Genomic DNA, 25,287 nt, shown 5'->3' with positions numbered 1-25,287 from the left:
GCCTTTGAATGCAGCCGTCGGCTACGGGTGGACCAGAATTTTCACCGCGGTGTCATTGTGGTGGATCAAGGTATCGAACCCCTTGTCCACAAGGTCTTCCAGCGCGATCCTGTCGGTGATGAATGGCTTCAGGTCCACTTTGCCGTCTTGGACCAGCCTGATCGCCTCCGCGTGGTCGCGCACGTAGGCGATTGTGCCCCGCAGATCGATCTCCTTCAGCACGATTTTCTGCATATCAACCGTCGCCGGACGGCCCCAGATGGACACATTCACCACCACGCCGGCAGGCTTTAGAGCATTAAGTAAGGTATCCAACACTGCATTGACGCCCGCACATTCGAAGGCCACATCTGCGCCGACACTATTCGTGATTTCCTGTACCCGTGTCTGGACGTCTTCCTGACTCGGATCGATCACGTAATCCGCGACCCCGCTGGAGCGCGCCTTTTCCTTGCGGGCCGCGCTGAGCTCGCTGATGATGGTGGTGACACCCATACTTTTCAAAACAGCAGCGGTCAGCAGCCCGATGGGTCCGGAACCGCCGATCAGCGCGACGTCGCCTGGCTTGGTGCCGCTGCGGATCACCGCGTGATGGGCAACCGACAGCGGCTCGATCAGTGCGGCCTCATCCAGCGGAATGTCACCGATTTTATGGACCCACCTGGTATCCACAACAATTTTCTCGCTGAGACCGCCGCCCCCGCCGGACAAGCCGATGAAGCCCATCTTTGTGCACAGGTGATAGTTGCCTGCCTTACAGGGTGCACACTCGTCGCATACGAAATAGGGCTCGACGACGACATTGTCGCCGACCGCAAGTTCGTCAACACCTCCCCCGACCTCAACAATCGTCCCTGAAAATTCATGGCCCATGGTGACCGGGGATTCTTCTCCGGAGAGGGGATGGGGGTGTCCGGGTGATGGGACAAAGATGGGGCCTTCCAGAAACTCATGGAGGTCGGTTCCGCAGATGCCGCACCACGCAACCTGGATTTTTACTGTCCGGGCCCGCACCTCCGGCTCAGGAATATCGTCGATCCGCAGGTCATTGCGGGCGTAAAACCGTGCTGCTTTCATGCTCTATTCTTCCTTTGTCTTGATATCTGGTTCATCGGGCTCAGCTGTACAGGATGCCGCCGTCTACGATCAGCGTTTGTCCGGTGACATAGTCCGAGTCTGGGCTGGCGAAGAAGGAGACTACCTTCGCTACGTCCTCGGGCGTCTCGATCCGGCCCAGGGCGATGGCTTCGACATTCTCCTTCAGGTTCTGGCCGGACGGCTTGCCGTTGATCTTGCTCAGTTCCCGGTCGATCAGCTCCCACATTCCCGTGCCCACAATGCCCGGCGCATAGGCATTTACGGTGATGCCCTTCGGCGCCAGCTCCTGCGCTGCGGCCTGGGTGATACCCCGCACCGCGAACTTGGATGCCGAGTACGCTCCGAGAATCGGAAAGCCCTTCACTGCCGCAATCGAAGCGGCTGAGATGATCCTGCCGCCGTGTTGAAGTTCATCGAACTTTGCAGTGGCCGCCTGAATGCCCCAGATCACGGAGTTCAGATTGATCCGGAAGACCTGCTCCAGGTCCTCTTCGGTGATCTCCACTACTGGCCGGATCTGGGCGATGCCCGCGTTGTTGACGATGACATCAAAGCCGTCGAGCTGCTGGGCGGCTGTCTCGACTGCACCCACAACATCTTCCCGCCGCCCGACGTCGGCGGCGATGAAGACCGCCTTGCTCCCTATGGCTCTAATTTCGGCGACGACGGCCTCGCACTTCTCCTCCTGGGAATCAAGATCCGCCACGGCAACGTGGAAGCCGTCCCGGGCCAGTCTCAGTGCTATACCTCGGCCGATCCCTTGGCCGGCGCCTGTGACGAGGGCTACTTTGTTCTGAACAGTCATAGTGTTGGCGTCCTTTGGGTAGGGCGACGGCTGCGCCATGTCGGTGCAGCCGTTGCCTGGTGGGTGGTCATCAGCGGGTGTGGTGCGATGCCTGAAGCTCAAACACCGGTGTGGGCAGCCCCTCCAGCCGGGCCTTGAGCTGCAAGGCGAGGTAGTTGGAGTAGTGCCGGCTCTGGTGCAGGTTGCCGCCGTGGATCCAGAGGTTGGGCACGTTGGTGGGCTTCCACATGTTGCGGAGTTCTCCCTCCCACGGCCCGGGGTCCTTGGGGGTTTCGGAACCGTAGCCCCAGCACTTGCCTACCCTGTCCGCCACCTCGGGTGAGACGAGGTCCGCGAGCCAGCCGTTCATGGAGCCGTAGCCGGTGGCGTAGATGATTACATCGGCTTCCAACTCGGTGCCGTTGTCCATCACCACAGCGTTGCCAGTGATCTTTCTGACCTGACCGTTGGCGAGTTTCACGCGGCCGTCGATGATCAGTTGGGAGGCGCCAACGTCGATGTAGTAGCCGGAGCCGCGCCGCAGGTACTTAAGGAACAGCCCCGAGCCATCCACTCCGAAGTCCAGTTCGAACCCCGCTGCTTCGAGCTGGGAGTAGAAGTCGGCGTCCCGCTTTGCCATCTCCTGGTAGACCGGAATCTGGGCTTCCGGGAGGATCCGGTACGGCAGCGAGGCGAACAGGAGGTCGGCCTTCTCCGTGGTGACACCGTTGGCCAGCGCCTTCTCCGAGTAAAGGTCTCCAAGGGCCAGATCCATGAGGGACTCACTGCGGGCGATGTGGGTGGACGAGCGCTGGATCATGGTGACGTCGGCGCCGTGCTCCCAGAGGTCGGCGCAGATGTCGTGGGCCGAGTTGTTGGACCCGATCACCACGGCCTTCTTGCCTGTCCAGTCGCCGCCGCCCGGGTGCTTGGAGGAGTGGTACTGCTCCCCGAGGAAGCTCTCGGCACCGTCGAACGTTGGCACGTTGGGGTAACCGGAGACGCCCAAGGCGAAGACGAGCTGTTTGGGACGCAACGTGATCAGTTTGCCGTCGCGGATGACTTGGACGATCCATTCCTGGGCGTCTTCGTCGTAGCGGACGTTGGTGCATTCGGTGTTGGACCAGTAGTTCAGCTCCATGATGCGGGTGTAGTGCTCCAGCCAGTCGCCGATCTTATCCTTGGCCGCGAAAACGGGCCAGTCGTCCGGGAATTTCAGGTATGGCAGGTGGTCGTACCAGACGGGGTCGTGCAGGTGCAGGGACTTGTACCGGTTGCGCCAAGAGTCGCCGGGCTTTTCGTTTTTCTCGATGATAATGGTGGGCACACCGAGCCGGCGGAGCCTAGCGCCGAGGCCGATGCCACCCTGCCCACCGCCGATAATCACCGTATATGGCTGGTCCTCGTAGCCGAGCCTGGCTTCTTGTTCTTCCTTGAGTTCCAGCCACGACTTGCGGCCCTTGCTGATGTGGTGGGCCACGCCCTTTTCGCGGTTAGGCCCCTTCTTCTCTTCGAAGCCCTTCAGTTCCTGCATGGTGGTGAGCAGGGTCCAGCATTTGCCGTTGCGTAGCCGCAAGTGTGCGTATCCGCGGGCTTGTGAGGTCTCGAATTTGACCCATGCTTCGCTGTTAGCGGCGTCGCCGGTGGCGTCTTCGGCCAGAATCCAGTTGTTTGGCTGGATATCCTCGAGAGTGGCCTCCAGCATGTTCCTGATCTGGTTCTTGCCCTCGAGCGTCTTGAGATTCCAGGTGAAGGATACAAAGTCGCGCCAATACGACTCGTCCTCGAACAATTCCAATGCTGCCTCGGTGTTGCGGCTGCGCAGCGCCTCGTCGAACTGCGCCAGCCACCCCTCGGCTATGCCGTTTGCGGTCTCAGGCATGTCTCCTCTTTCCATTGCTAGCGATGAGTCATTCCCGCATCCGTTACACCCGCCCGGATGGTGACTCGTATCACAAGTACATGCCACAGGGGGTTACAATCGGGTTACACCGGCCCACACTCCCTTTTGCTCTGGGGTTTTCGAGTGGACGGATTCAACGGCGAATTGGGAGTAGACACATGCGGCACGCGTTGGCGCCCGATCCTGGGCTACGTTTCTCCTCCCCTCGGGAGTACGCCATGCGACTCCGCAGCGCGCAGGAGGCTACCCTGTCCGGCTCGCCGGATCCTGCGTTCTCGGCGTCGTTGCTTGAGTCGTGGCGCCGCTCCCTAGCTCTGGGAATCAATCCCGAGCAGCACAGCCCCGTGCATCTGCATGACATATCTGAAGCCCGTTCGCTGGGCGCCGCACACCGTCTGGCGTCGGTGGTTCCGCCTTTGTCACAGATGCTGGCCGATGAGTCCGCCGCCGGCCGTCACCTGCTGATCGTGACTGACCATCAGGGTGAGGTGCTGTGGCGGGTAGGCAGCGGGTCAGCGTTGCGGCTGGCGGACTCGCTGGAGTTCGTTGAAGGTGCAGACTGGTCCGAGGCAGGTATCGGCACCAACGCCATCAGCGAAGCGCTTATTACAGGCGGCCCGGCCCAGTTGTTTTCGGCCGAGCACCTGGTCCGGACACACCACGACTGGGCATGCACTGCCGCCCCGATCCGTGACCCTTTCAGCGGGGAAATCGTCGGCGTGCTGGATGTTTCCGGGCCGATCGATACCGTAACGCCGGACAGCCTGCGGATGGTGCGTTGCGGTGTCCGGTTAGCGGAGGAATTGCTAAGGTCGGCAGGCCCGACGGCGGAAGCGAGTCCACCTGCCGCCGTCAGGCTTTCCGGTCCCAGCACCGCCTCCACACTGTTTCTGCGGCTGCTCGGCGACAAGCCGACAGCGGAGCTCGACGGCGGCCGTAGCATTCCAATCACGCTGCGCCGAGCCGAAATACTGGCTTTGCTGGCATCCCGAACGCAAGGCTGGAGCGCAGAAGAGCTGGCCTACCAACTGCACGGCGAGGACGGAGCGGCCGCGACAATCCGAACGGAAATGCACCGGATCCGCTCGGTGCTGGGTGCGGTCGTGGAGCCCAATCCATACCGTTTTGCCGCCGGCGTGCGCGTGGTGTCCGACGCAGACGCAGTGGCCGGGCATTTGCGGGCCGGCCGCGTGGGAGAAGCGTTGGCGGCGTACCCTGCCCGCTTACTCAACCGCTCAACAAATCTGACCGTGGAGCTCATGCGTGACGAATTGAATGAGGCTGTTGCGGCCTCGGTCCGTTCCAGCGGAGACGCCGATGTGATCTCACGCTGGTGCGCGAGCGACATGGGCTCGGGCGATATCGCAGCCGCTGCCGCGTTGACAAACTTAACTGGTCCTGGGGACGCGCGTTTCCAGTTGGTGCGTGCTCGAATGGAACGGATTGATCGGGAGCTGCGGGCATAAGCTCATACGAAGGGCGCCGCCTCCAATCGCGCCGTCACCTGGATAGAGGTGCTCCCCGTCACATTCGCCCTCCAAGGGCGCCAAGCACGAGGCAAAGCCGGAAGCCGGATTCGTCGGCTTAGAAATACATTGGCTCCTCCATGAGCTTATATGTCCGCTCGTTGTACAGCCCAACCTGACGTCGGGCTGTTACTGAGGCGTTGTCAGAATGAGGTTCCATTCTTCTTTTCTGACATTGGCTTGGGGAGGCCCCTCAGATCAAAACCTGCCACTTCCGACTCAGCGCAACGATGAAGTATTTCGGGCGGCCGGACCCGATATCTGGCGCCTGTTCATTAACTGAGGTGTGTCAGAGGGCGGGCTCCTATCAGTAATGGCGCCCCGCTCCCCACGCCCTTAATTGTCAGAACCCAGCTTCGCTGTTTGTCTTTCTGGCGTCCGTAACTGCTGGGCCGTTTCCTGCGCCGTCAGGGCGCTACATGCCGGTCATATCTGAGATTCCCATCAGCACTCAAACGTCACAAGGCAGATTCCCAAAAATCAGACTTAAGTGTGGACAGTGTTCCACATCCCCTTTGGCTGGACAAATCGAGCGCAGCCGGCTCCCGCCACGTCTAAGAGACGTCCTACTAGAAGAATTTCGCCCAACGTCGGCGACGTCATGTTGTGCCCGCAGCCCATGACCATGAACAGGTGTTGGTCACCCCCGACCAACCTGACAGAACCGGAACGAGGAAGCACGTAACCCAGCCCACAGCAGGCGGAGGGCCCACTAGCCAGGACCCTGAACCCGCCACCCACACACCTGAATAGGCCAAGCGGCGGCCAGGCCACAGCCCGCGAACTTAGCGTCAGAGGGACGCCACCACAAGCTTTGTACACACGTTAAAGCAAAATCCCCTCTGACGAGGGGATCTCTTGTGCCCGAGGTGGGACTCGAACCGCATTCCAGCCCTTGCAAACACTGGGGACTCCAGAAAACATACCGAATCCGAGCCAATCCGATCGATATACGACCCGATCCGAAGCCAAATTTGTGGAGATTGTCCACACTCTCTTTTTCCACCTCGAAGCACCTCCGAACTGCAGTCAAACGCATGCCTAACGTTTGACGAGGTGGGTCGCAATCATCCCCGCGCTCTCCTCCAGTGAGACGTCGGCGGCTGCCACGCCAACGACGAGATTGAATGCCTCGTCAGTGCTGAAGTCATGACGGTAGTCGTTGATCCAGAGCATCAGAACCATCAGCGTCCAAGCCGTACGCTTGTTGCCGTCGACCAGCGGATGGAACCGCGCCACCGACTCCATGAGCGCCGCTGCCTTCATCGCTAAGCCCGGATAGGCTTCCACACCCATAACCGTTGCGGCAGGCCGCGCCAGTGCCGAAGCCAGGAGCCCTACGTCCCGGATATGAAAACCGTACCGGTCAACAACCTGCAACGCGTCCTCGACCTCGAGATACTCCGTCACGCATCCTCAAGGCGCGTCAAAAGCTCAGCGTCATGGCTCATCACGAAATCCAGGCCCTCGCCAATGTCACGTCGGCGCCGGTGACGCTGGAGCACAAGCTCGGCACCCTGGAGCAGCAACGCAGACTTCGATGTGTGTTCCTCCGCCGCGAGCTGATCCAGCCGCCGGTCCAGATCTTCGGGTACACGCAGATTCATAGCCATAGGAGTATGGTACCAAACCAGTACCAACGAACGATGCGCTTGGCGCAATAGCTGCATGACATCCAGATCTGTTTCATCGAAGCGGACATCAAAGGACCTTCCCCTGTGACGGAACGTCCATTATCGGCGTTGCGAAATGGCGGGGCAGGCGCCGGAGAACGAAACGCTCAGCCGAGATTACCTGAGGGACTCACGCTCAAGATTCAACAGTCGTGGGATACGGGCTTCCTGGTGACTGCCCGTGAAGTTTGCCCCTACCCGCATGCGAGGGTCCGATAACAGCACACAGTGATCAAGGGTTCGCGATTGGACGAAGCCCTGCAGAAGCACACGAAGTGCGGTAGCCCGAAACCTTGACCTGGTTGTTGGTAGTTGAGAAAATGTTCTCAGTTGCGAACTGAATCGCACCATCCTGCCAATTGGCAGGCGAGCAAGCAAGTGCCTGTTGAAAGGATCCTTTTGGATAACAAGTCCCTCCCCCCGTTGGTCGTTATGGGAGTGTCCGGTTGCGGAAAATCTACCGTTGGTGCCCTGCTCGGAGAACGTCTCGGCATGCCCTTTCAGGATGGTGATGACCTTCATCCCGCGGCCAACAAGGCCAAAATGGGCGCAGGTATTCCCTTGAATGACATCGACCGCATGCCGTGGTTGGACGAGATTGGCGAAGCCCTTCGCCGCTCGCAGGATGTGCAAAAGCCGCTAATCATCGCCTGCTCGGCATTAAAGCGCTGCTACCGTGACTTGTTGAGAAGTCACGTCCGCGATGTTGTATTCATCCATCTCGTGGGCGAAAGGAAAACGCTGGTGGCCCGTATGAACGCCAGGGCACACGAGTTCATGCCGACGAGCCTGCTCGACTCACAACTGCGCACTCTCGAACCTCTGGCAGAGAACGAACGGCATATTCTTGCTGACCTCACGCTCACGCCATCTCAACTCGTCGATGAGATCTGCAGCAATCTCCAAGAGTTCGCCACTCACTGAAGACGCCGCTTCAAGCACCTGAGACCGTTACTTCCACTGATTTCAGCGGAAGCGACGGCCTCTGGCTGCTCTTACTGGAGGTACCGGAACACCGCCGACGTGGGTGCCACCGCCACACAATAGTCACGGTGCTGCGCCGCGAAGGACGACGAGCGGTTGTCTGATCCCGAGCGGAAAACCGCCGGAGCGCCGCAGGCGATGCACACCAGGTTACGCCTGCTGACCGTGGGCCGCTCCGGATGCTTCGGGTGAAACTGAGCGACGTTCCACTCCCGGCCGTCCACCGTGCTTTTGGCCGACTTCATGCCCGCGCGGCCCTCCTGAGCGTGCCGGTGTAGGCCGCCAGGGCTTCGAAGCTGACTTCTGGTGCAGCCTTCAGGAGGCGGTCGGCCTCAACCAGGCGGCTATGGTGCCGTGCCTCCCAAAGTCCGAACCGCTCACTGGAAGCGGCGTCGACTGCAAGTACGGCAACGGCAAGTTCCGGGACCACCGCGGACAAGTCCTCCCGTAGGGAAGCGCGAGCCATGGCCTGCCATTTTGTGGACCGGGGAAGCTCATCGATCCGGCCGAGCAGGTCCTCGATGCCGAACCGCTCGTGGACCTCGAAATACGTTGGCGCGATGACGTCCAGTGACTTGCCCGTCAGTTGCTGCACTCGGGCAATGTCCAGGGCGGTGAATGCTTCCCGAAGTTCGGCCCAGGCCCTGGCAACGGCGGCTGGGATGCCCCACTCTCCTGCCATCTCGAGCAGGTGCGAAACGTCCAAGCGATCACGGCCAACCAGAAGCTCAGGGAGGCGTGGGCGTAGCTCGTTAACTACAGGACGGTAGAGACCGATGCACTCGGCGATGGGAAGACGATGGTCATGTTGGAGGAACCATCGCATGGCGCGGTCCAGGACCCTGCGTATGTCCAGATAGATGCGGCTCCACTTTTCGGCTGGAAGGTCAGCGCAAGTCCGTACCAATCCTGCGGAAAGTTCCCTCAGGCCGAAAAGTTCGCTGGCGATGACGAACGCTTTTACGGCCTCGACTTCGGTGCTGGAGGTTTCCTCCATAAGCCGGAAGATGGCTGTGATTCCGCCGATGTTCACGGCATCGTTGGCCAGCACCGTTGCAATGATGTCGCCTTTGAGCGGATGCGCGTCGATGCCCGCACCAAGGCGCTCCACCAGTGGCTGAGGGAAGTATCTGCGCAGCATTGCTTCCAGGTACGGGTCTTGGAGCAGAGACGTCTGCCGAATTGCTGCGGCGAGGGAGTTTTTCGAGTAGGCGGCCAGAACGGACAACTCTGGCGAGGTGAGGCCCTTTCCGTGGGAGATCCGCTCCTCGAGCTCCTGGGTGGAGGGCAGGAACTCAAGTTTGCGGTCCAGCTCTCCCCTGGCTTCGAGAAACTGCATGAGTCTCTCATAGTTGGGGAACGACGCCGGCGGGAACCTACGGTCGGTGAGCAGGAGAATGTTCTGGGCAACGTTGTTGGCCAGCACGGCCTCGGCCACATGGTCTGTGAGCCCTGCGAGGAATCCTGCGCGGTCGGAGCCGGGGAGCCTGCCTGCCCGGATCTCCTGGTCGACGAGGATCTTGATGTTGACTTCGTGGTCGGAGCAGTCGACGCCGGCCGAATTATCGATGGCGTCGGTGTTGAGGAGGACGCCGTTGAGCGCCGCCTCGATACGTCCCGCCTGGGTGGCGCCCAGGTTCCCACCTTCTACGACGACGCGGGCGCGCAGTTCGTTGCCGTTGACTCGGATAGCGTCGTTGGCCCGGTCCCCGGTATCGGCGTGGCTCTCGGAGGAGGCCTTAATGTAGGTGCCGATGCCGCCGTTGTAGAGCAGGTCCACGGGAGCTTTGAGAATGGCGCGCAGCAGGGCAGGGGGGCTCAAGGACTCGATGCCCTGATCCAGGCCAAGGGCCTCCCGAACGGCCGGGTGCAGCGGAATTGTGCGAACTGTCCGTGACCATACTCCGCCGCCGTCGCTGATCCTGTTTCGGTCGTAGTCCTCCCAGCTGGAACGCGGAAGGTTAAACAACCTTTCCCGTTCCGCGAAGGAATCGCCGGCGTCTGGTTGCGGGTCCAGGAAAATATGGCGGTGGTCGAAAGCCGCTACGAGCCGGATATGGCGGGACAGCAGCATCCCGTTTCCGAAGACGTCCCCACTCATGTCCCCGACACCTGCCGCGGTGAAGTCAACTGACTGGGGGTCCAGGCCCAGCTCACTGAAGTGGATTTTGACCGATTCCCAGGCACCGCGGGCGGTAATTCCCATGCGCTTGTGGTCGTAGCCTTCGGAACCACCGGAGGCGAAGGCGTCGCCCAGCCAAAAGCCGTACTCGGCAGCGATGCCGTTCGCGATGTCGGAAAACGTTGCGGTGCCCTTATCGGCGGCTACCACCAGGTAGGCGTCGTCGCCGTCATAGCGGACGACATCCGTCGGCGGCACCACGGTGCGGTGCCCGTTCTTCTCGAACCTGATGTTGTCCGTGACGTCGAGCAGCCCACTGATAAAGGTCCGGTAGCAATCCTCCCCCTCCAGCAGCCGGGCGCTACGATCGCTTATTCCAGCGGCGTGCTTGGCGTAAAAACCGCCTTTTGCGCCGTCCGGAACTATGACGGAATTCTTCACCACTTGGGCCTTGACGAGGCCGAGGACCTCGGTGCGGAAGTCTTCCTGGCGGTCAGACCACCGCAGTCCACCCCTTGCGGTTCTCCCGAACCGGAGGTGGACGCCTTCCACCCGGGGCGAGTACACCCACACTTCGTGCTTGGGCCTGGGTTTTGGCAGGGCGGCAATGTCCGAGGGGTCCAGCTTGAGGCTGATGTAAGGTTTGCCCTGGTAGAAATTGGTGCGGACGGTTGCCCTCACCAGGTTTGCCAGGGTTTCCAGGACAAAGGCCGCGTCAAGGGTGGAAACATTGTTTAGCGCGGCGGACAGGTCCGAGTCTGCTGATTCGACCGCCGCAAAGCGGCCAGTCTGGCCCCCAGCCGGTGGTGCAGGCGCTTCGCCTAGCCTTTGATCTGGTTCGAACTTCGCCTGGAATAAGCGCACAAGGGAGCTCGTGGCTTGCGGGTGTGCCTGGAGTGTTGATGCCACGAAGTCAAAGGAGTGGGCGGTCCCGAGCTGGCGCAGGTATTTTACGTAACAGCGCAGCAGCGCCACTAGCCGCCAGGGCAGACGAAGCTGCAGAACGAGGGAGTTGAGTACGTCCGATTCTGCCTGTGCCGTCAGGACCGCGCCGAAGGCGTTGGGCAGGAGATCCCACGCTGCGTCCTCCGCCACTTGGAAGGGACGCACCGCGATGAGGTCATACAGGAAGTACTCCTCCCCCATGGAGTCCGTGATTTCATAAGGGCGCTCCTGTACCACTTCCAGGCCCAGGTGCTCGAAGTAGGGCAGAATCCGGCTCAGGCTTTGAGGTGTCCTGACGTACAGCCGCATCTGGACGGTACCGGGCCCGTCCGCATTTTCATCGATGAAAAGCTTGGCCGCTGACTGGCCGTCCGCCGTCTTCCCGCCGTCGAGCTCCTCAAAGCGGCCGATGTCCCGGATGGCGTCTTCAATGCTGTAACGGACGCGGTATTCAGCGGGAAAGGCTTCCTCCCACCGCTTGGCAAGGGCTTCGGCCGTGCCCGCTGGTCGGCTGTCCTGCAGGCCCTGAACGATCCCCTCGGGCCAGGACCGGACGGCATTGGAAACGCGGCGTTCAATCCCCGCCTCGTCCAGGGCGGCGGTGCGTTCGGCTGTGGTCCAGACAGTGAAGAAGATTCGGGCCAGGGCCGAGGAACTCACCCGTGCCTCATGCTCAACGTCGTAGGCCCCGAAGGAAACCCGCAATTCATCTTCAATGCGTGTGCGTACGGAGGTGTTGTAGCGGTCCCGGGGCAGGTACACCAGGACCGTGACGAACCGACCGTAGGCGTCAGCCCGCAGGAGTGCCCGGGCCATACGCCGCTCCTGCATCCGGATGATTTGGCCGCATTTATGCAGGAGGTCATCTACCCCGATTTGGAAGAGCTCATCGCGCGGGTAGGTCTCGAGAATGGACATCAGCTGGCGTCCGGAGTGACTTTCTGGGGCAAAGCCGCTCCCGGAAAGCACGGCGCGGATCTTATCCCCCACCACCGGGATGTCTTCGATGGGGCCGTTATAGACACTTGAGGTGAAAAGCCCGAGGAAGCGGTGCTCCCCGCTGACCTGTCCGGCCGAATCAAAGGTCTTGACCCCGATGTAGTCCAGATGGGCGTCGCGATGGACGGTGGAGCGCGAAGCCGCCTTCGTAATGACGATGGGTGCGGGCTCCCGGGCGGAGTCCCTGGCAGCTCCGCGCAAAATGCGCGGCCTGGCGTCCGCCTCGCCTAGCCGGAGTACGCCCAGACCACTGCCTGCAACGGCGATCAGCCGGTCTTCGCCCGTCCCACGTTCGAGACGGTATTCGCGGTAACCCACGAAAACGAAGTGGTTGCTTTCCAGCCAGCGCAAAAAGTTCTTTGCGGCATCGACGCCCGTAGCCGGGTACGACGCTCCCGGCGTCTGAGGCGCCGAGGCCAGGAGCGCGCCGGCGGCCTCTCGCAGTTTCTGGCGCATTCGCTGCCAGTCGATGGTGACGGCGTGGACATCCCTGAGCACCGCGCGCAGGGAAGCCAGCAGCTCTTGTAAGACATCAGGTTCCAGGCGAAACCGCAGCTCGACCGTAATCCAGGATTCAGCGGACGCATCCTTCTCCGCCCGGGCAGGGCGGATACTCTCGATGTCCCCTTCGGCATTGCGCGCGACCAGGAACCTCGGGTGGACCACCAAACGGATTCCGAGCTTCCGCCGGGTCAGTTCGGCGAGCAACGAGTCCACCAGGAACGGCATGTCCTTGGCTATGACGGCCAGGACCGTGTTCTCTTCATCCGGGAGAACGCCGACCCACGCATCAGTTTCAGGGATGCGCCCGCGCCCAGCACGATAGTGCGCTGCGGCGCGTGCCTCCAGCTTCCCGAGTTCGTACTGATTCTGATCCTCCGGCGAAAGCCCGGCGTAGTAGCCTGCCAGGAATCCATCGGGGATGCGGGTGGTCTCCATGAGTTCATCCGTTGACAACGTTGTTCCTTGCTCGGTGGTCGCTAAGGTGCTTGGCTTAGAAGGGTCCGGCCTGGACCAGGTTGGCCGGCTTCCGGCCCTCTGCGAGAGCCTCAAGCTGCCTGGCCAACAGCTTGCGGATCCGCGGTTCAAACGCTGATGCGTTGCCGCCTATGTGGGGGGTGATCAAAGCGTTCGGGGCTTTCCACAGCGGGTGCTCGGATGGAAGGGGCTCGGGGTCTACGACGTCGAGTGCACAATGCAGACGGCCAGAGACTACTTCTGCGGTAAGGGCTGCTGTGTCCACCACCGGTCCGCGCCCCACGTTCACTACCAGTGCCCCGTCAGGGAGGGCGCGGAGTACCTCGGCGTTGACGAGGTGATACGTGGCGTTGCTGAGCGGGGTGACCGTGACCAGGACGTCGTGGCGTGGAGCAAGTTTGGCGAGTTCGGATGCGGCGTGCACTTCGCCGAATTCGTCTTGTCGGGCGGAACTGCCAATCCGTGTGAGCTCTACTTCAAACGGTTCAAGCCGCTTGGCAATTTCGCGCCCGATTCCGCCGACGCCCACCAGGAGAACCTTCCGGTCCGCCAGGGAGGACCTGCGTTCCGGGCGCCATGAGCCGCTCAGCTGGTCTCTTGCGGCGATGTCGATGCCGCGCAGCTTGGCAAGGATGAGGCCAAGGGCAAGTTCAGCTGTTGCGGCAGCGTGCACGCCGGAGGCGTTGGCCACGGCAGCGCCGGGACCCGCTGCTTCGGCGATGCCGTCGTAACCGGTCGACTGCGCCTGGACAAACTTCAGATTAGGCACGTTTCGCAGTTCACCCAGGACTTCCCCGGCATTCAGGTACGGCAGGATGACCGCGTCGATGCTGCTCAGGTCTATCCCTTCCGGCTGGGAACGGAGATCCCAGATAGCGGGGCGGATAGATTCCGGGAGCGGCTGAAGACGGGAAAGAAGCTCCTGGTCGGGGAAGGTGACGTTGCGGACAAGTTGCATGGAAGGCCTTTCACGGGGTCGTGCCGGAGGGGAAGGGAAGGAAAAGGTGCCGGATGCCAGAAGAGGCGGAGGATCAGATTGCGGCTACCCGCCGTTCGCCAATGTCGAACCCCGGGCCACCCGGGACGGAATCGATGAGCCTGCGCGTGTAGGGGTGTTTGGGGCTGCCGTAGACGCTGTCCACGTCTCCGAGTTCCACGACTTCCCCGTGGAAGAGGACCATGATCTCGTCACTGACGTGGTGCACCACGTCCAGGTCGTGCGAAATGAAGGCCATGGTCACGTCCAGTTCCGTGCGCAGACGGCTAATGAGGTTCAGGATTTCGGCCTGGACGGACAGGTCCAGTGCCGAGGTAATTTCGTCGGCGATGATGAGTTTCGGTCCAACTGCCAGCGCCCGGGCGATGGCAATGCGTTGACGCTGCCCGCCGGAAAACTCGTGCGGGTATCGCTCGGCCACGTCGGCGTCCAGGCGGATGGTTGAGAGCCAGTAGGAGATCTTTTTGGCATGGGCGCGGGGGTTGGACTTCACGGGATCGATCGCCTCAGCAAGTGTTTGCCCGATGGTCCGGCGGGGGTTCAGCGATGAGTAGGGATCCTGCGGGATCATCTGGACTTCACGGCGCATTGCACGTCGTTGCGCCCCGGTCATCCTGGACACATCCGCGCCGTTGATCAAGATACTGCCGGCGCTGATCGGGTTCAGACCAACGATGGCTTTGGCCAATGTTGACTTTCCTGATCCGGATTCACCTACGATGCCCAGCGTTTTGCCGCGTTCGATTGTCGCCGATACACCCTTGATGACCTTCGCCGCGGACTGTCCGGAGCCAAAAGTGACCTCGACGTCGCGGACTTCCAGCACGGGAACAGCGGAAGTTGGAGTGCTTGTCATGGCGGTTACTTCTTTCCTTCCAGAGGGACGGGGCCTGGGGTGTCCTCTGTGACTTCGTCGTAGGTGAAGTCTTCGGCCCGCACAGAGACGAGTTCCGCTTTGCGTTCGGCGATGCTCGGCGTCGCTGCAAGCAATGCCTTCGTGTACGGGTGTTTCACGTCGCCGGCGGCCAGCTGGGCACCGGTGAGCCGTTCCAGGATTTTTCCGCCGTTCATAACGATGACCTTGTCGCAGAGCGCTTGCACCACACCGATGTCGTGGGAAATGAACAGCATTGCTGTACCCATTTCCCGGTTGATGGTCCGGAACTGACGCAAAACGTCTGCCTGGACGGTGACGTCCAGTGCCGTGGTGGGTTCATCCGCAATGATGAGCCGGGGATCGGTGACCAGGGTCGAGGCGATCATGGCCCGCTGGAGCATGCCACCGGAGAGTTCGTGCGGGTGCTGCTTCATCCGCGTTTCCGGTTGAGTGATCCGGATGTCCGCCAGCGCCTTGACCATCCTGCCGTAAGCGGTCTTTTTGGACTGCTTCAGGTGTACCCGGCTGACTTCGGTCAGCTGGGAACCGATACGCAGCGCGGGATTGAAGCTGGTTCCGGGGTCCTGGTAAACCAGACCGATGGACGTTGCCAGTGTGCGCGGGTCGTTCTTCCTGAGCAGGTTCAGTTCGCCAAGCCTCATGGTGTGGGCTGTGACGGTTAGTTCTTCCGGGAGCAGCCCGGCGATGGACATGGCGGTAAGGGATTTGCCGGACCCTGATTCACCCACGAGTCCCACTACTTCCCCCGCTTTGATGCTCAGGGATACACCCTTAACCAGCGGCACGCCGTTCGGTGTGCTGACGGTGAGGTTATCGACCTCCACCAAGGCTTCCTGGTCGGCCCGCATGGAGGCCGGGAGTTCAGAGGCAGCCTTCACGCTACCGAACTTGCGTCCGCCGCGGGGGTCCGTTGCGGCGGCAAGACCGTCCCCGATGAGCATGGCACTCAACCCTGCTGCGGTAATCATGATGGAGGGCATCACCGCCTGAAGTGGTTGGGAGTAGATGTTCACGAGAGCCTCGTTAAGCAGGCGCCCAAAGTCGTACTCCGGATTCTGAACACCGAGTCCGATGAATGAAAGGCTTGACAGCTCAATCAGCGTCGTGGCGAAGACCGTTGCGGTCAGCACCAGAAGCGGTTCTGCCATGTTGGGCAGCAGGTGGCGCGTGATGATACGCGGGCCCGGGACGCCCAGCAGACGTGCCGTTGATACGTAGTTCCGCTGCGAGATCGATGCAGCCATGTTTGCGGTCAGGCGGGCGAACGCGGGGATGCTGGCGATCGCGATTGCCAGCACAGCAGACCAGGCTCCCTGTCCGAGGATCGCGGCGATGAGCAGCGCGAAAATGAGGCTTGGATAGGCGACGGCGGCATCGATGACGCGCAGGACGGCGTTACGGATCCTGGGCGGGGCGAGCCAGATGAAGGTACCTATCAAAACACCGCCGACGACTGCGATGACCGTTGTGGCAGCGGTCATTACCAGGGTGAGCCGGGTGGCGACCAGGGAACGGGCGAGGACGTCACGCCCGAAGTCGTCGGTTCCCAGCCAGTGTTCTTCGCTGGGCCCCTGGGACGCGTTGGCGGTGAGCTTTTCAGCGGCCTCGGTGAGGAAGAGGGGTGCCAGGAGACCTATCAGGACCATGATGGCCATCAACACGATGCCGACAATGAGGCCTGTGGTCCACCGGAAGCGGCTTTTTGTGCGGCGTTGTTCAGCCATTGGACTTTCCTCCTCCGAGGGTGCGCGGATCGATAATGCCAAGGATGACGTCGACCAGCAGGTTGAGGATGATGGCAAGGAACCCGAGGACCAGGATGATGCCCTGAATCACGGGGTAGTCCTTGTTGATAATGGCCGTGACGATTTCCTTGCCGAGTCCGGGCCAGTTGAAGACGTTTTCGATAATGATGGCGCCGCCGAGCATGCCGGCCAGGATCAGCCCGGCGAGGGTCAGGGTCGTCGTCATCAGGTTGGGCAGGGCATGGCGGGCGTAGAGCCTCAAAGGCGGCAGGCGCCAACCGCGGGCGGTCCGCAGATAGTCCTGCTCCAGGACAGTAGAGGTTTCACGGCGGACCACGCGCGCGATCGAGCAGATCGGTGCAATCGAGAGGCCAAGGACGGGAAGGATCAGGGAACTGAGGGTTGCTGCACCGGCGGCCGGCAGGACCTTGAGGATGATCGCGAAGAGCACCACCAGTAGCGTGGCCATAACGTATTGCGGCACCGCCTGAAAGAATCCGGTCAGCATCCCGAAGGACACGTCCAGCCACTTGCGGCGTCCACCGCGGGTCAGGATACCCACCACCATTCCTGCCGGAATGGAAACCAGCAGGGTCACGATGATGCCCAGTAGGGCGAGTTCCGCGGTGAAGGGCAGCTTGGTCGCGATGATCGAGGAAACTGATGTGCTGTAGGCGAAGGATTCGCCAAGATTGCCTGTAAACAGGTTCCCGACGTACTGAATGAACTGCAGGTGCAGGGGCTGGTTCAGCCCCAGGCTCTCCCTGATGGCCTCGATCTGCTCGGTGGTGGCGTCGGCGCCGGCCACTGCTACGGCGGGGTCGCCGGGGAGGAGCGGGACCATGAAGAAGGTAACCACCACGAGCAGGGCGACGGACAGCAGTACTCCGCCTGCGCGGCGCAGGCCGTAGCTGGCCCAGGGGGAGAGGTTGCGGAGCCCGCCCCGAGGGCTCTTCGGAGCCCCCGGGGGGTTGCTGAACAAGGCGGTTTCCCTGTTCAGCATGGTCGGTTCAGTCATGGTCCTTGGCCTTACTTGGTGATCCGCATGGTGGCGTAGTCCACGATGCCTGAGGGCGCCTGGATGGAGAAGCCTGCGCGCTGTGCAACGATCTGGGGTTCGCCGACGAAGGGAACAATGTCGTTGTCTTCCAGGATGCTGATCTGCGCCCTTTCGTAGGCCTCGCACCGTTTGCCCTCGTCGGTGGCCGACTGCGCGGTGGCGATTTCAGCCAGGATGTCCGCGTTTTCGCCGCCGCCGATGTTACGGCCGCCCTTCTCGGTGGGTACGCCTGCGATCCGGGTCAGGGACGCTGCGACGGTACCGACGAAGTTCGCGTCGCCCTGGATGGTGAGATCCCACGTCTCAGGCTTGGTCTGGGTCATGGTGGCCCAGGTTCCGTTGTCCACGAGATTGAGGTTGACGGTGGCTCCGGCCGCGCGTAGCGCCTCCTGGACGTAGGTGCTTCCTGCGCCGTTCGGGCCGATACTGGTGGTGCCAACCATCTTGAAGGTCTTGCCCGCAAGTACAGCTTTTGCGGCCTCTGCGTCTTCCTTGGTGAAGTGTGAGTTGTCCTCCAGTGCACACGGCACGGTCGGAGCGACAATCGAGGTGTAGGGGATTCCCTTGTTGGCGTAGGCGGCGGCGTTAAAGGCCTGCTGGTTCATCAGTTGCGCCACTGCCTTGCGCAGGGCGGGGTCGGTGAAGGGGCTGCCGGGGCGCTGGTTGAAGAGCAGGAAGATTCCGGCGAAAGGCACGGACGTGACGGTGTAGTCCTTGTTCCCTTCAAAGCGGGCGGTGTCAGCAGGAGCAATGTCCGAGATGTCCATTTCGCCGGTAAGAAGCTGGTTAGCCACGGTGGTCTTGTTCACGCCGGGGAAGAACCGCACGGTCTTGGCCGGTGTTCCTTCGAGCTCTTTGGACCACTTCGGCCAGGCCTTGTAGTCCTCGCGCAGGGTCATGTCGTAGCTGACACCATGGCCAGCTTTTGTCAACGTGTAGGGGCCCGAGAAGGCTCCCTGCACGGATCCCTTGGCCAGGCCCTCGAGATCGGCGAGCCCGGCGGGGCAGATGATGCCGGTCTGGGCCAGGGTCAGTCCGCCGATAAGTTCGGACCAGGGCTGGGCCAGTTTGACCGAAACCTTGCCTGCGGCGTCGTCTGCGGTGATCGTCGGCTGGCCGGGGCCGAAGACGAGCTTGGCGAAGTTGTTCTTGGTTGCCGGATCGGCGAAGTAGGTCAGGGACTTGGCCACGATGGTGGGGGTGATGACGGTTCCATCAGCGCAGGTCGCATCCTTGCGGATGGTCAGTGAGGCTTCTGTTGCCGTGGACGTCCAGTCGGTGGCCAGTCCCCCGATGAACTTGCCGTCCCCGTCACGGCGGACCACAGTGTCGAAGAGGAAACGGGCCACCTCATAGTCGTCCTTGGCATTGGCCTTGGCGGCGTTAAACGTTGTGGGATCTGAGTTCAGCGCGGTGCGGATGGTGTCCGTGGAAGGGCCAGCGGTTCCGCCGGTCCCTGAGCCAGTGGTTCCTGTGCCCGTGGTGCAGCCGGTCAGGAGCAGTGTGAGGGCAGTGGCAGCTGCCGCCGCCCCCAAGAAGGTGGATCGTCCTTGCATCGGTGATCTCCTGGTCAGTTCGGGATCGGGCCCCGCAGCTCTGGAAATGAGCCACTGGAGCGTGGATCTACGAAATCGGTTATTTGCGAGAGTATTCGCGAATGAGAAGATTTTCTCTTATTCTGTGATGCAAGTCAACGCCTGTTCGTGATTTATCTCACCAGAAGTCGGCCCCGTGAAGGTTTTACAGGGGAATGCAGGTCCGGGGTTGACTCTTGGGCAAAAAAACGCGAAACTTTTCTCATATGTGATTGACGTCTCAGGGCTTGCCGGCAGGTATCCCCGACCAACCAAAGGTGGAACAAATGGCAACAACACTCGACCTCACCGTCCGAAAGGCGACCTGGACGCGTCCGCCGCGTGAACTCGTTCAGGCCTTCGAGAAGTTTCCCGTGGCCAATATCGGCGATGCCATGGAACGACTCGGGCTCGTTGACGGCAACATCAACCCGGTCTGGGCGGGAGCGCACTGCGTCGGCTCCGCGCTCACAGTCCTGGGCGCGGCAGGAGACAACGCCGCGGTCATCGAGGCCCTGAACTACATTGAGCCCGGGGACGTCATTGTTATCAACGGCTTCGGACATCAGCACCGTGCGCTCGTCGGCGAGCAGCTCTCCCAGCGGTTCGAAGCCGCAGGTGCGACCGGCGCCGTCATCGACGGTTACATTCGTGACCGCGCAACCATCACCGAGATCAAATTTCCCGTGTTCGCCCGCGGCACCACTCCGGCAGGCCCCTTCAAGAACGGCCCCGGCGTCATCGGTGAACCGGTGGCCATCGGTGGCATCGTCTGCTCAGCAGGAGACATTGTTGCAGCAGACGACGACGGCATCGTCATCATTCCCCAGGCCCGGGCCGCGGAAATCCTGGAACTCGTCAAGGCCGTCGCTGTCCACGAAGCCGAGATGACCGCAGAGATCACCCGCGAGTACACCTAATCCCCCTGCGTAATTCCGCAGCGGGCCCCTAAACTGAAAGAACTTCCAATGGCCAAAACATTGACGGAATCAGTGGACCTGAACACCGCTCAAGTAAAAGTCGTCACTGCCGACGGCAAGATGGTGCGCAAGGCGACAATCGCCGGCACCATGGGCTCCTTCGTGGAGTGGTACGACTACGGCATTTACGGGCTTCTGACCACGTATCTCGCCATCAACATCATGGGCTCCAAGGATCTCGGATCCCTGCTGCTCACCAACGTGGGCTTCCTCGTCAGCTTCCTTGCACGCCCCTTCGGAAGTGTCATCTGCGGCTATCTGGGCGACAAGCTCGGACGCAAGAACCTGCTGGCCATGCTTCTTCTGCTGATCTCCGCCGCGACCGCCTGTATCGGACTCATCCCTTCCTCATCCGTCATTGGCTGGGCGGCACCGGCGCTGCTGATCCTGCTCCGCATCCTGCAGGGCTTCTCGGCCGGCGGCGAAGTTGCCGGCGCCATGGCGTTCGTGGGCGAATACGCGCACAACAAACACCGCAACTACTCCATGAGCTTCATCGCGGTCGGCTCGTTCTGCGCCCTGCTGTTCGGCAGCGGCTTCTCCGCCATGCTCATCACCACCCTGGGCGACGCCACGATGGAATCCTGGGCCTGGCGCATCCCATTCCTCTTTGCTGTTCCGCTGGGCTACGTGGGCTACTACATCCGATCCAAGATGGAAGATACTCCGCACTTTGCGGCGCTGCGCGAGCGAAACGCGGTGGAGCCCAACCCGCTGCGTGCCGTCTTCACCTCAAAGCGCCACTTGAAGGCCATCGCACTGACAATCTTCCTTCCGGCCGTGAACGGGCCCGGCTACTACCTGCTGTTCGCCTACATGCCCACGTACCTGAAAACCCAGCTCGGCAGCGGCAACAACTTCAGCATGCTCCAAGCCCTTACTGTCACCGCTTTCAGCCTCGTGGCGATCATCATCTCCATTCCGCTGATGGCACGGCTTTCCGATCGCATCGGGCGCAAGCCCGTGCTCATCTTGTCCGCCGTACTCATGGCGGCGGTCTCCTACCCGATGTTCGCGATGATCACCACAGGCAATATGCTGCTTGCCTGCATCGCCACCGTGGTCATGGCCATTGCATTCTCAGGCCACGCAGCAGTGGTGCACACGGTACTCACGGAAATGTTCCCGACCACCGTCCGCTACAGCGCTTACAGCATCGGTTTCAGCATCAGCACCATCATCTTTGGCGGCAGCGCTCCCCTGGTCATGACCGAAATCATCAAGGCCACCGGCAACAGCATGGTTCCGGCCTACGCTGCCATCAGCACAGCCATGATCACTTTGGTTTCCATCTATTTCCTCAAGGAAACAAAGGGCCAGCCGCTTCAAACCCACTAATAAACCAGCGACGGGGGCCTGCCGCCGACTCTGGATCATAGAAGGCACAACAATCAGAACCATTGGGAGTCAACCTTGAGCATCAACTCAGTCGCCGTCGTCGCGGACCTCGGCGAAAGCTACGGAAACTACACCATCGGTGATGACGAGGCCCTGCTCGGGCTGGTCACCGCCTCCAACATCGCCTGCGGCTTCCACGCCGGGGACCCCCGCGTTATGGATGCCACAGTCAAGTCGTGCGTCGAACGCGGCATTGAGCTGGGGGCCCACCCCGGATACCCGGATCTGGTGGGCTTCGGCCGACGGCTCATCGAGGCCAGCGAGGAAGAAATCCGCACTGACGTGCTCTACCAGATCGGAGCATTGGACGGGTTTGCCCGCATTCACGGCGGAAAGATCAGCCACGTGGCACCCCACGGCCGGATGGGCAGCATCGCCCAGACAGACGCCAAACACGCACGCGCCATCACTGACGCCATCAAGGCCTATGACCCCTCGTACATCGTGATTTGCCAGCAGGGCCTGCTCGCCGAGGAATCACGTAAACGCGGGCTCCAGGTTGGCTACGTATTCCTGGCTGACCGCGGCTACGGCGAGGACGGCATGCCCGTCTCCCGCAACACCGAGGGAGCGTTGCTGCACGATCCTGAAGAGATCGGTCGCCGCGTCGTCCAGGTTGTCACCGAGGGCACAGTAAAGGCCGTCACAGGCAAAGTCGTCCCGCTGGGGCACGACGCCGACGTCGTCCTGCTTCACGGTGATCATCCGCAGGTCCTGGAAAACGGCACAGCGCTCCGAGCAGCCCTGGACCGGGCCGGAATCAATGCGACGGGTCTCCAGGAGGTTCTGGCAGAAAAGGCCCGGCTGGCCGCTGTCTGATTCCCTTCCTGCCCCGACGGCAGGCGCCTGAAAATCCACGAGAGCCAAGGACCCCATGAGTACGCATCCCCCGCCACACGAGCTGCCTTCCTTACCTGAGATCAGGGCCGTTCCCTTTGGGGATTCGGCTTTGATGATCAGCCTCGCAGGCGTCAGCACGGATGAACGGCAGGCCGGCAGCCGCAGGCTTCGCGAAATCTTGCTCGACGTCCGTCCCCATGGATTGGTCGACGTCGTCGCGGGGATTGATTCACTGCTGGTCGAATTCGACTGCCTACAGGTAAGCCACGAACAGCTGGCGCAAACCATTCGGCTGGCGGCGGCTGGGCGTGGGCTGGATGGGCGCGTCGAAATACACGCGGGGAACCAGTTTGTTATCCCGATGGTCGTCACGGAGGAGTTCGCCCCGGATCTTCCGGACGTCGCCGATGAACTGGGCATCAGCCAGGACGAGGTGTTGGCCAGGCTCGAGGCATCGGAGCTCTCGATCAACCTTCTCGCCTCGGCGATGGCCCCCATGATGGGAACTGTCCGATTCCCGGGGCAGGTGAGCCGATGCAGGGAGCCACGAACGAACGTTGACAGCGGCTCAGTGATGGTGGCTGGGACCAGCGCGATCATCCAGCCGTTCCCCGGCCCCACAGGCTGGAAAGTCATAGGGCGGACACCGCTGACAATTTGCGACATACGCGAAGACCCAGCCACCTCCTATAAGCCCGGAGACAGCGTGCGATTCAAGGTTGTGCCGCACAGCGAATGGGCACGCCTCACAGGCCGGTTCCTCCGGCCCGTGGGCACGCCGGACCCGGCGAATGAGGACACACAGGACCAGGAAGGAACCTCCCAAAGTGCGGGTTGAACAGGACGTTGCGCTGAAAGTTTCCGAACACGGCTGGCTATCCACATATCAGGACCTGGGACGGGAGCATTCCGAGTTCATGGGCGTGCCATGCGGCGGGGCCGCCGACCAGCATTCTGCCTCCGTGGCCAACATCTTGGTGGGAAACCAACGTTCCGCTACATGCGTGGAAGTCATGGGTGGCCGGTTTGCATTCGTTGCCAAAAGCCCCGTGCTGATCTCGGTGACCGGGGCACCGGCCGATGTCACCGTCAATGGACAGCCAGTCCCGATGTGGGAACCTGTCTGTGTTCCCGGTGCAGCGCGTGTGGTCATAGCCAATGCCAGGGACGGCATGCGCAATTACCTCGCTTTCAGTGGCACCCTTGCCACGGGGCACTTCATGGGCAGCGCCGCACCGGAGGCACGAATGGGCTTCCCTCAGGTGATCACAGCCGGGCAGACGATAGAGCTCCGCACCGCCTACGCAGGCTTCGAACATCCCTATCTGACCCAGCCCCTGTTCCGCCTCCCCGTGCCCATTCCTGCCTTCAGTCCGGGAGTCTGGACCGTAGACATTGTTGAGGGCCCGGAGACGGACGCCGCTGTGGGCATCCGCGAGCTGCTGGCGTCCCGCCAATACACCGTGACGCCTACATCAAACCACGTCGGCCTGCGCCTTGACGGTCCAGTGGTCCACCCCGAAAGCCTCGGCGAGATCGTCTCACACGGCGTACCCATCGGAGCCTTCGAGATTCCGCACGGCGACGAACTGATCATCCTGGGCCGCTACCGGACCCTGACCGCCGGATATCCGATCGTCGCTTTTGCCACGAAAGCAGCCCTTCCACGCCTGGGCCAGGCCCGACCAGGGCAAAAGATGCGGTTCAACTGGGTCAGCCAACAGCACGCAGTCCAGGACTACCGCGAGCAGCAGAACGCCCTGCTCGCCCTTGAGGAACGTGTCGCCAAGCTTTTTTCCGCGGTCGGCCTGCCTCTCCAGGCAGCCCCCGTTGCCGAGCCTGCAGCGGCCTGATTCTGCAGCCAGGGGTTGACTTGAGTACCCCACAAATGAGAAACTTTTCGCATATGTGATTCATGTATCACTCTTACAGGAATGGAAACCATGGGACTTCTTGAAGGAAAAGTAGCCGTGATCACCGGTGCAGGCACCGGGATGGGCCGCTCCACAGCAGCACTTCTGGCCGACGAAGGCGCCCATGTTGTCGTGGTGGGACGCCGGCAGGCAGTCCTGAAGGAACTCGCCGAGGAGATCATCGCCAACGGCGGTAAGGCCTACGCCAAGGCCGCAGACATCTCCTCTAAAGACAATGTCCAGGACCTTATCGATTGGGTGCGAAGCACCCTTGGCCCGGTGGACATTCTCGTAAACAACGCCGGCAGCGCCAGCAAGGTCCTCAATGTCCGGTGGATAGGCGAGGAAGAATGGAACGAGGTTCTCAACGTCAACCTCAACGCCGTATATCTCCTCACTCAGGCCGTCCTGCCGGATATGCTGAGCCGTCGCACGGGAACCATCATCACCGTGTCGTCGCTCGCGGCTGTTAACCCCAACCTCCTGGGCGGGGCAGCCTATGGGGCAGCCAAGGCCGCAGTGCGGAACTTCATGACCTACCTGCACAACACCTTCCGCAACGACGGTCTCCGCGCGATCACCATCCTTCCAGGCGAAACGGCGACCCCGATTCTGGACAACCGTGCCCGTCCGCCCCGGCAGGAGGAGCGCGACAACATGGTCCAGCCCGAGGACGTGGCCCGGGCCATTCACTTGGTCGCCACCATGCCCCAGCGCACTGTGGTCCAGGAACTGATCATCGCCCCCACCCTGCAGCGGGACACTTCGGGGGACCTCGAAATCAGCAAGTGGACGGGCGCACCGGCTGAGGACCTCCCGAAGGGCTGACGGCCCGCCGCTCAGCCCAAGCACTTGCCTACAAGGCTTTCA

At 61.6% G+C, this 25,287-nt stretch carries 20 protein-coding genes; 8 read left to right on the top strand and 12 right to left on the bottom strand.

Features of this window, described 5'->3' with window-relative positions:
• Positions 1-21 precede the first annotated feature (21 nt).
• The 3 genes from F8G81_RS10440 to F8G81_RS10430 all read right to left on the bottom strand — a co-directional run bounded on the left by F8G81_RS10440 (position 22) and on the right by F8G81_RS10430 (position 3,764).
• Positions 22-1,077: a 2,3-butanediol dehydrogenase gene (locus F8G81_RS10440; RefSeq protein WP_267278897.1), complete on the bottom strand. Its 1,056-nt coding sequence runs from the start codon at positions 1,075-1,077 to the stop codon at positions 22-24.
• A gap of 40 nt (positions 1,078-1,117) precedes the next feature.
• The gene (locus F8G81_RS10435) at positions 1,118-1,903 is read right to left on the bottom strand and encodes an acetoin reductase (protein WP_267278896.1); all 786 of its coding nucleotides are present in this window, start codon (positions 1,901-1,903) and stop codon (positions 1,118-1,120) included.
• Positions 1,904-1,973: 70 nt separating this feature from the next.
• Positions 1,974-3,764, bottom strand: a complete 1,791-nt coding sequence (locus F8G81_RS10430; protein WP_267278895.1) for a flavin-containing monooxygenase — start codon at positions 3,762-3,764, stop codon at positions 1,974-1,976.
• 239 nt (positions 3,765-4,003) lie between these two features.
• On the opposite strand from F8G81_RS10430, the gene F8G81_RS10425 reads away from it, so the two are divergent.
• Positions 4,004-5,251 carry a helix-turn-helix domain-containing protein gene (locus F8G81_RS10425; RefSeq protein ID WP_267278894.1) on the top strand — a complete coding sequence of 416 codons (1,248 nt, stop codon included), beginning with the start codon at positions 4,004-4,006 and terminating at the stop codon, positions 5,249-5,251.
• 1,101 nt (positions 5,252-6,352) lie between these two features.
• Here F8G81_RS10425 and F8G81_RS10420 read toward each other — a convergent pair.
• Both F8G81_RS10420 and F8G81_RS10415 read right to left on the bottom strand, forming a co-directional pair.
• A complete protein-coding gene (locus F8G81_RS10420; protein ID WP_267278893.1) occupies positions 6,353-6,721 on the bottom strand; it encodes a type II toxin-antitoxin system death-on-curing family toxin in 369 nt (122 codons plus the stop codon).
• Positions 6,718-6,924 (bottom strand): ribbon-helix-helix protein, CopG family, encoded by a 207-nt coding sequence (locus F8G81_RS10415; protein ID WP_267278892.1) that lies wholly within the window; start codon positions 6,922-6,924, stop codon positions 6,718-6,720. Before F8G81_RS10415 ends, F8G81_RS10420 begins: the two co-directional genes overlap by 4 nt.
• Positions 6,925-7,416: 492 nt before the next feature.
• Between F8G81_RS10415 and F8G81_RS10410 the strand changes: the two genes are divergently transcribed.
• Positions 7,417-7,908: a gluconokinase gene (locus F8G81_RS10410; protein WP_267279186.1), complete on the top strand. Its 492-nt coding sequence runs from the start codon at positions 7,417-7,419 to the stop codon at positions 7,906-7,908.
• Positions 7,909-7,979: 71 nt separating this feature from the next.
• Here the strand turns inward: F8G81_RS10410 and F8G81_RS10405 are convergent, their stop codons facing one another.
• The 7 genes from F8G81_RS10405 to F8G81_RS10375 all read right to left on the bottom strand — a co-directional run bounded on the left by F8G81_RS10405 (position 7,980) and on the right by F8G81_RS10375 (position 19,268).
• Positions 7,980-8,213, bottom strand: coding sequence for a hypothetical protein (locus F8G81_RS10405; protein WP_267278891.1), 234 nt, complete (start codon positions 8,211-8,213; stop codon positions 7,980-7,982).
• Complete coding sequence (locus F8G81_RS10400; protein WP_416377140.1) at positions 8,210-12,973, bottom strand: NAD-glutamate dehydrogenase; 4,764 nt, start codon at positions 12,971-12,973, stop codon at positions 8,210-8,212. Before F8G81_RS10400 ends, F8G81_RS10405 begins: the two co-directional genes overlap by 4 nt.
• A gap of 55 nt (positions 12,974-13,028) precedes the next feature.
• Positions 13,029-13,970: a 2-hydroxyacid dehydrogenase gene (locus F8G81_RS10395; protein WP_267278889.1), complete on the bottom strand. Its 942-nt coding sequence runs from the start codon at positions 13,968-13,970 to the stop codon at positions 13,029-13,031.
• 73 nt (positions 13,971-14,043) lie between these two features.
• Entirely contained in the window at positions 14,044-14,865 is an 822-nt protein-coding gene (locus F8G81_RS10390; protein WP_267278888.1) for an ABC transporter ATP-binding protein, read from the bottom strand.
• A gap of 5 nt (positions 14,866-14,870) precedes the next feature.
• A complete protein-coding gene (locus tag F8G81_RS10385; protein WP_267278887.1) occupies positions 14,871-16,631 on the bottom strand; it encodes a dipeptide/oligopeptide/nickel ABC transporter permease/ATP-binding protein in 1,761 nt (586 codons plus the stop codon).
• Positions 16,624-17,670, bottom strand: coding sequence for an ABC transporter permease (locus tag F8G81_RS10380; protein ID WP_267278886.1), 1,047 nt, complete (start codon positions 17,668-17,670; stop codon positions 16,624-16,626). The genes F8G81_RS10385 and F8G81_RS10380 overlap by 8 nt, the downstream gene beginning before the upstream one ends.
• 11 nt (positions 17,671-17,681) lie before the next feature.
• Positions 17,682-19,268: an ABC transporter substrate-binding protein gene (locus F8G81_RS10375; protein ID WP_267278885.1), complete on the bottom strand. Its 1,587-nt coding sequence runs from the start codon at positions 19,266-19,268 to the stop codon at positions 17,682-17,684.
• 305 nt (positions 19,269-19,573) lie between these two features.
• On the opposite strand from F8G81_RS10375, the gene F8G81_RS10370 reads away from it, so the two are divergent.
• The 6 genes from F8G81_RS10370 to F8G81_RS10345 all read left to right on the top strand — a co-directional run bounded on the left by F8G81_RS10370 (position 19,574) and on the right by F8G81_RS10345 (position 25,245).
• Entirely contained in the window at positions 19,574-20,206 is a 633-nt protein-coding gene (locus F8G81_RS10370) for an RraA family protein (RefSeq protein WP_267278884.1), read from the top strand.
• Between the two features lie 48 nt (positions 20,207-20,254).
• Positions 20,255-21,604: an MFS transporter gene (locus F8G81_RS10365; protein WP_267278883.1), complete on the top strand. Its 1,350-nt coding sequence runs from the start codon at positions 20,255-20,257 to the stop codon at positions 21,602-21,604.
• A gap of 75 nt (positions 21,605-21,679) precedes the next feature.
• A complete protein-coding gene (locus tag F8G81_RS10360; RefSeq protein WP_267278882.1) occupies positions 21,680-22,483 on the top strand; it encodes a LamB/YcsF family protein in 804 nt (267 codons plus the stop codon).
• 133 nt (positions 22,484-22,616) lie between these two features.
• A complete protein-coding gene (locus tag F8G81_RS10355; RefSeq protein WP_267278881.1) occupies positions 22,617-23,342 on the top strand; it encodes a carboxyltransferase domain-containing protein in 726 nt (241 codons plus the stop codon).
• Complete coding sequence (locus F8G81_RS10350) at positions 23,332-24,357, top strand: biotin-dependent carboxyltransferase family protein (RefSeq protein ID WP_267278880.1); 1,026 nt, start codon at positions 23,332-23,334, stop codon at positions 24,355-24,357. Before F8G81_RS10355 ends, F8G81_RS10350 begins: the two co-directional genes overlap by 11 nt.
• 90 nt (positions 24,358-24,447) lie before the next feature.
• A complete protein-coding gene (locus F8G81_RS10345) occupies positions 24,448-25,245 on the top strand; it encodes an SDR family oxidoreductase (protein WP_267278879.1) in 798 nt (265 codons plus the stop codon).
• Positions 25,246-25,287: the final 42 nt, after the last annotated feature.

Source organism: Arthrobacter sp. CDRTa11 (assembly GCF_026427775.1).
Taxonomy (GTDB): Bacteria; Actinomycetota; Actinomycetes; order Actinomycetales; family Micrococcaceae; genus Arthrobacter.
The sequence above is the reverse complement of the archived record's forward strand: the minus strand, read 5'-3'. Positions and strand labels throughout refer to the sequence as shown.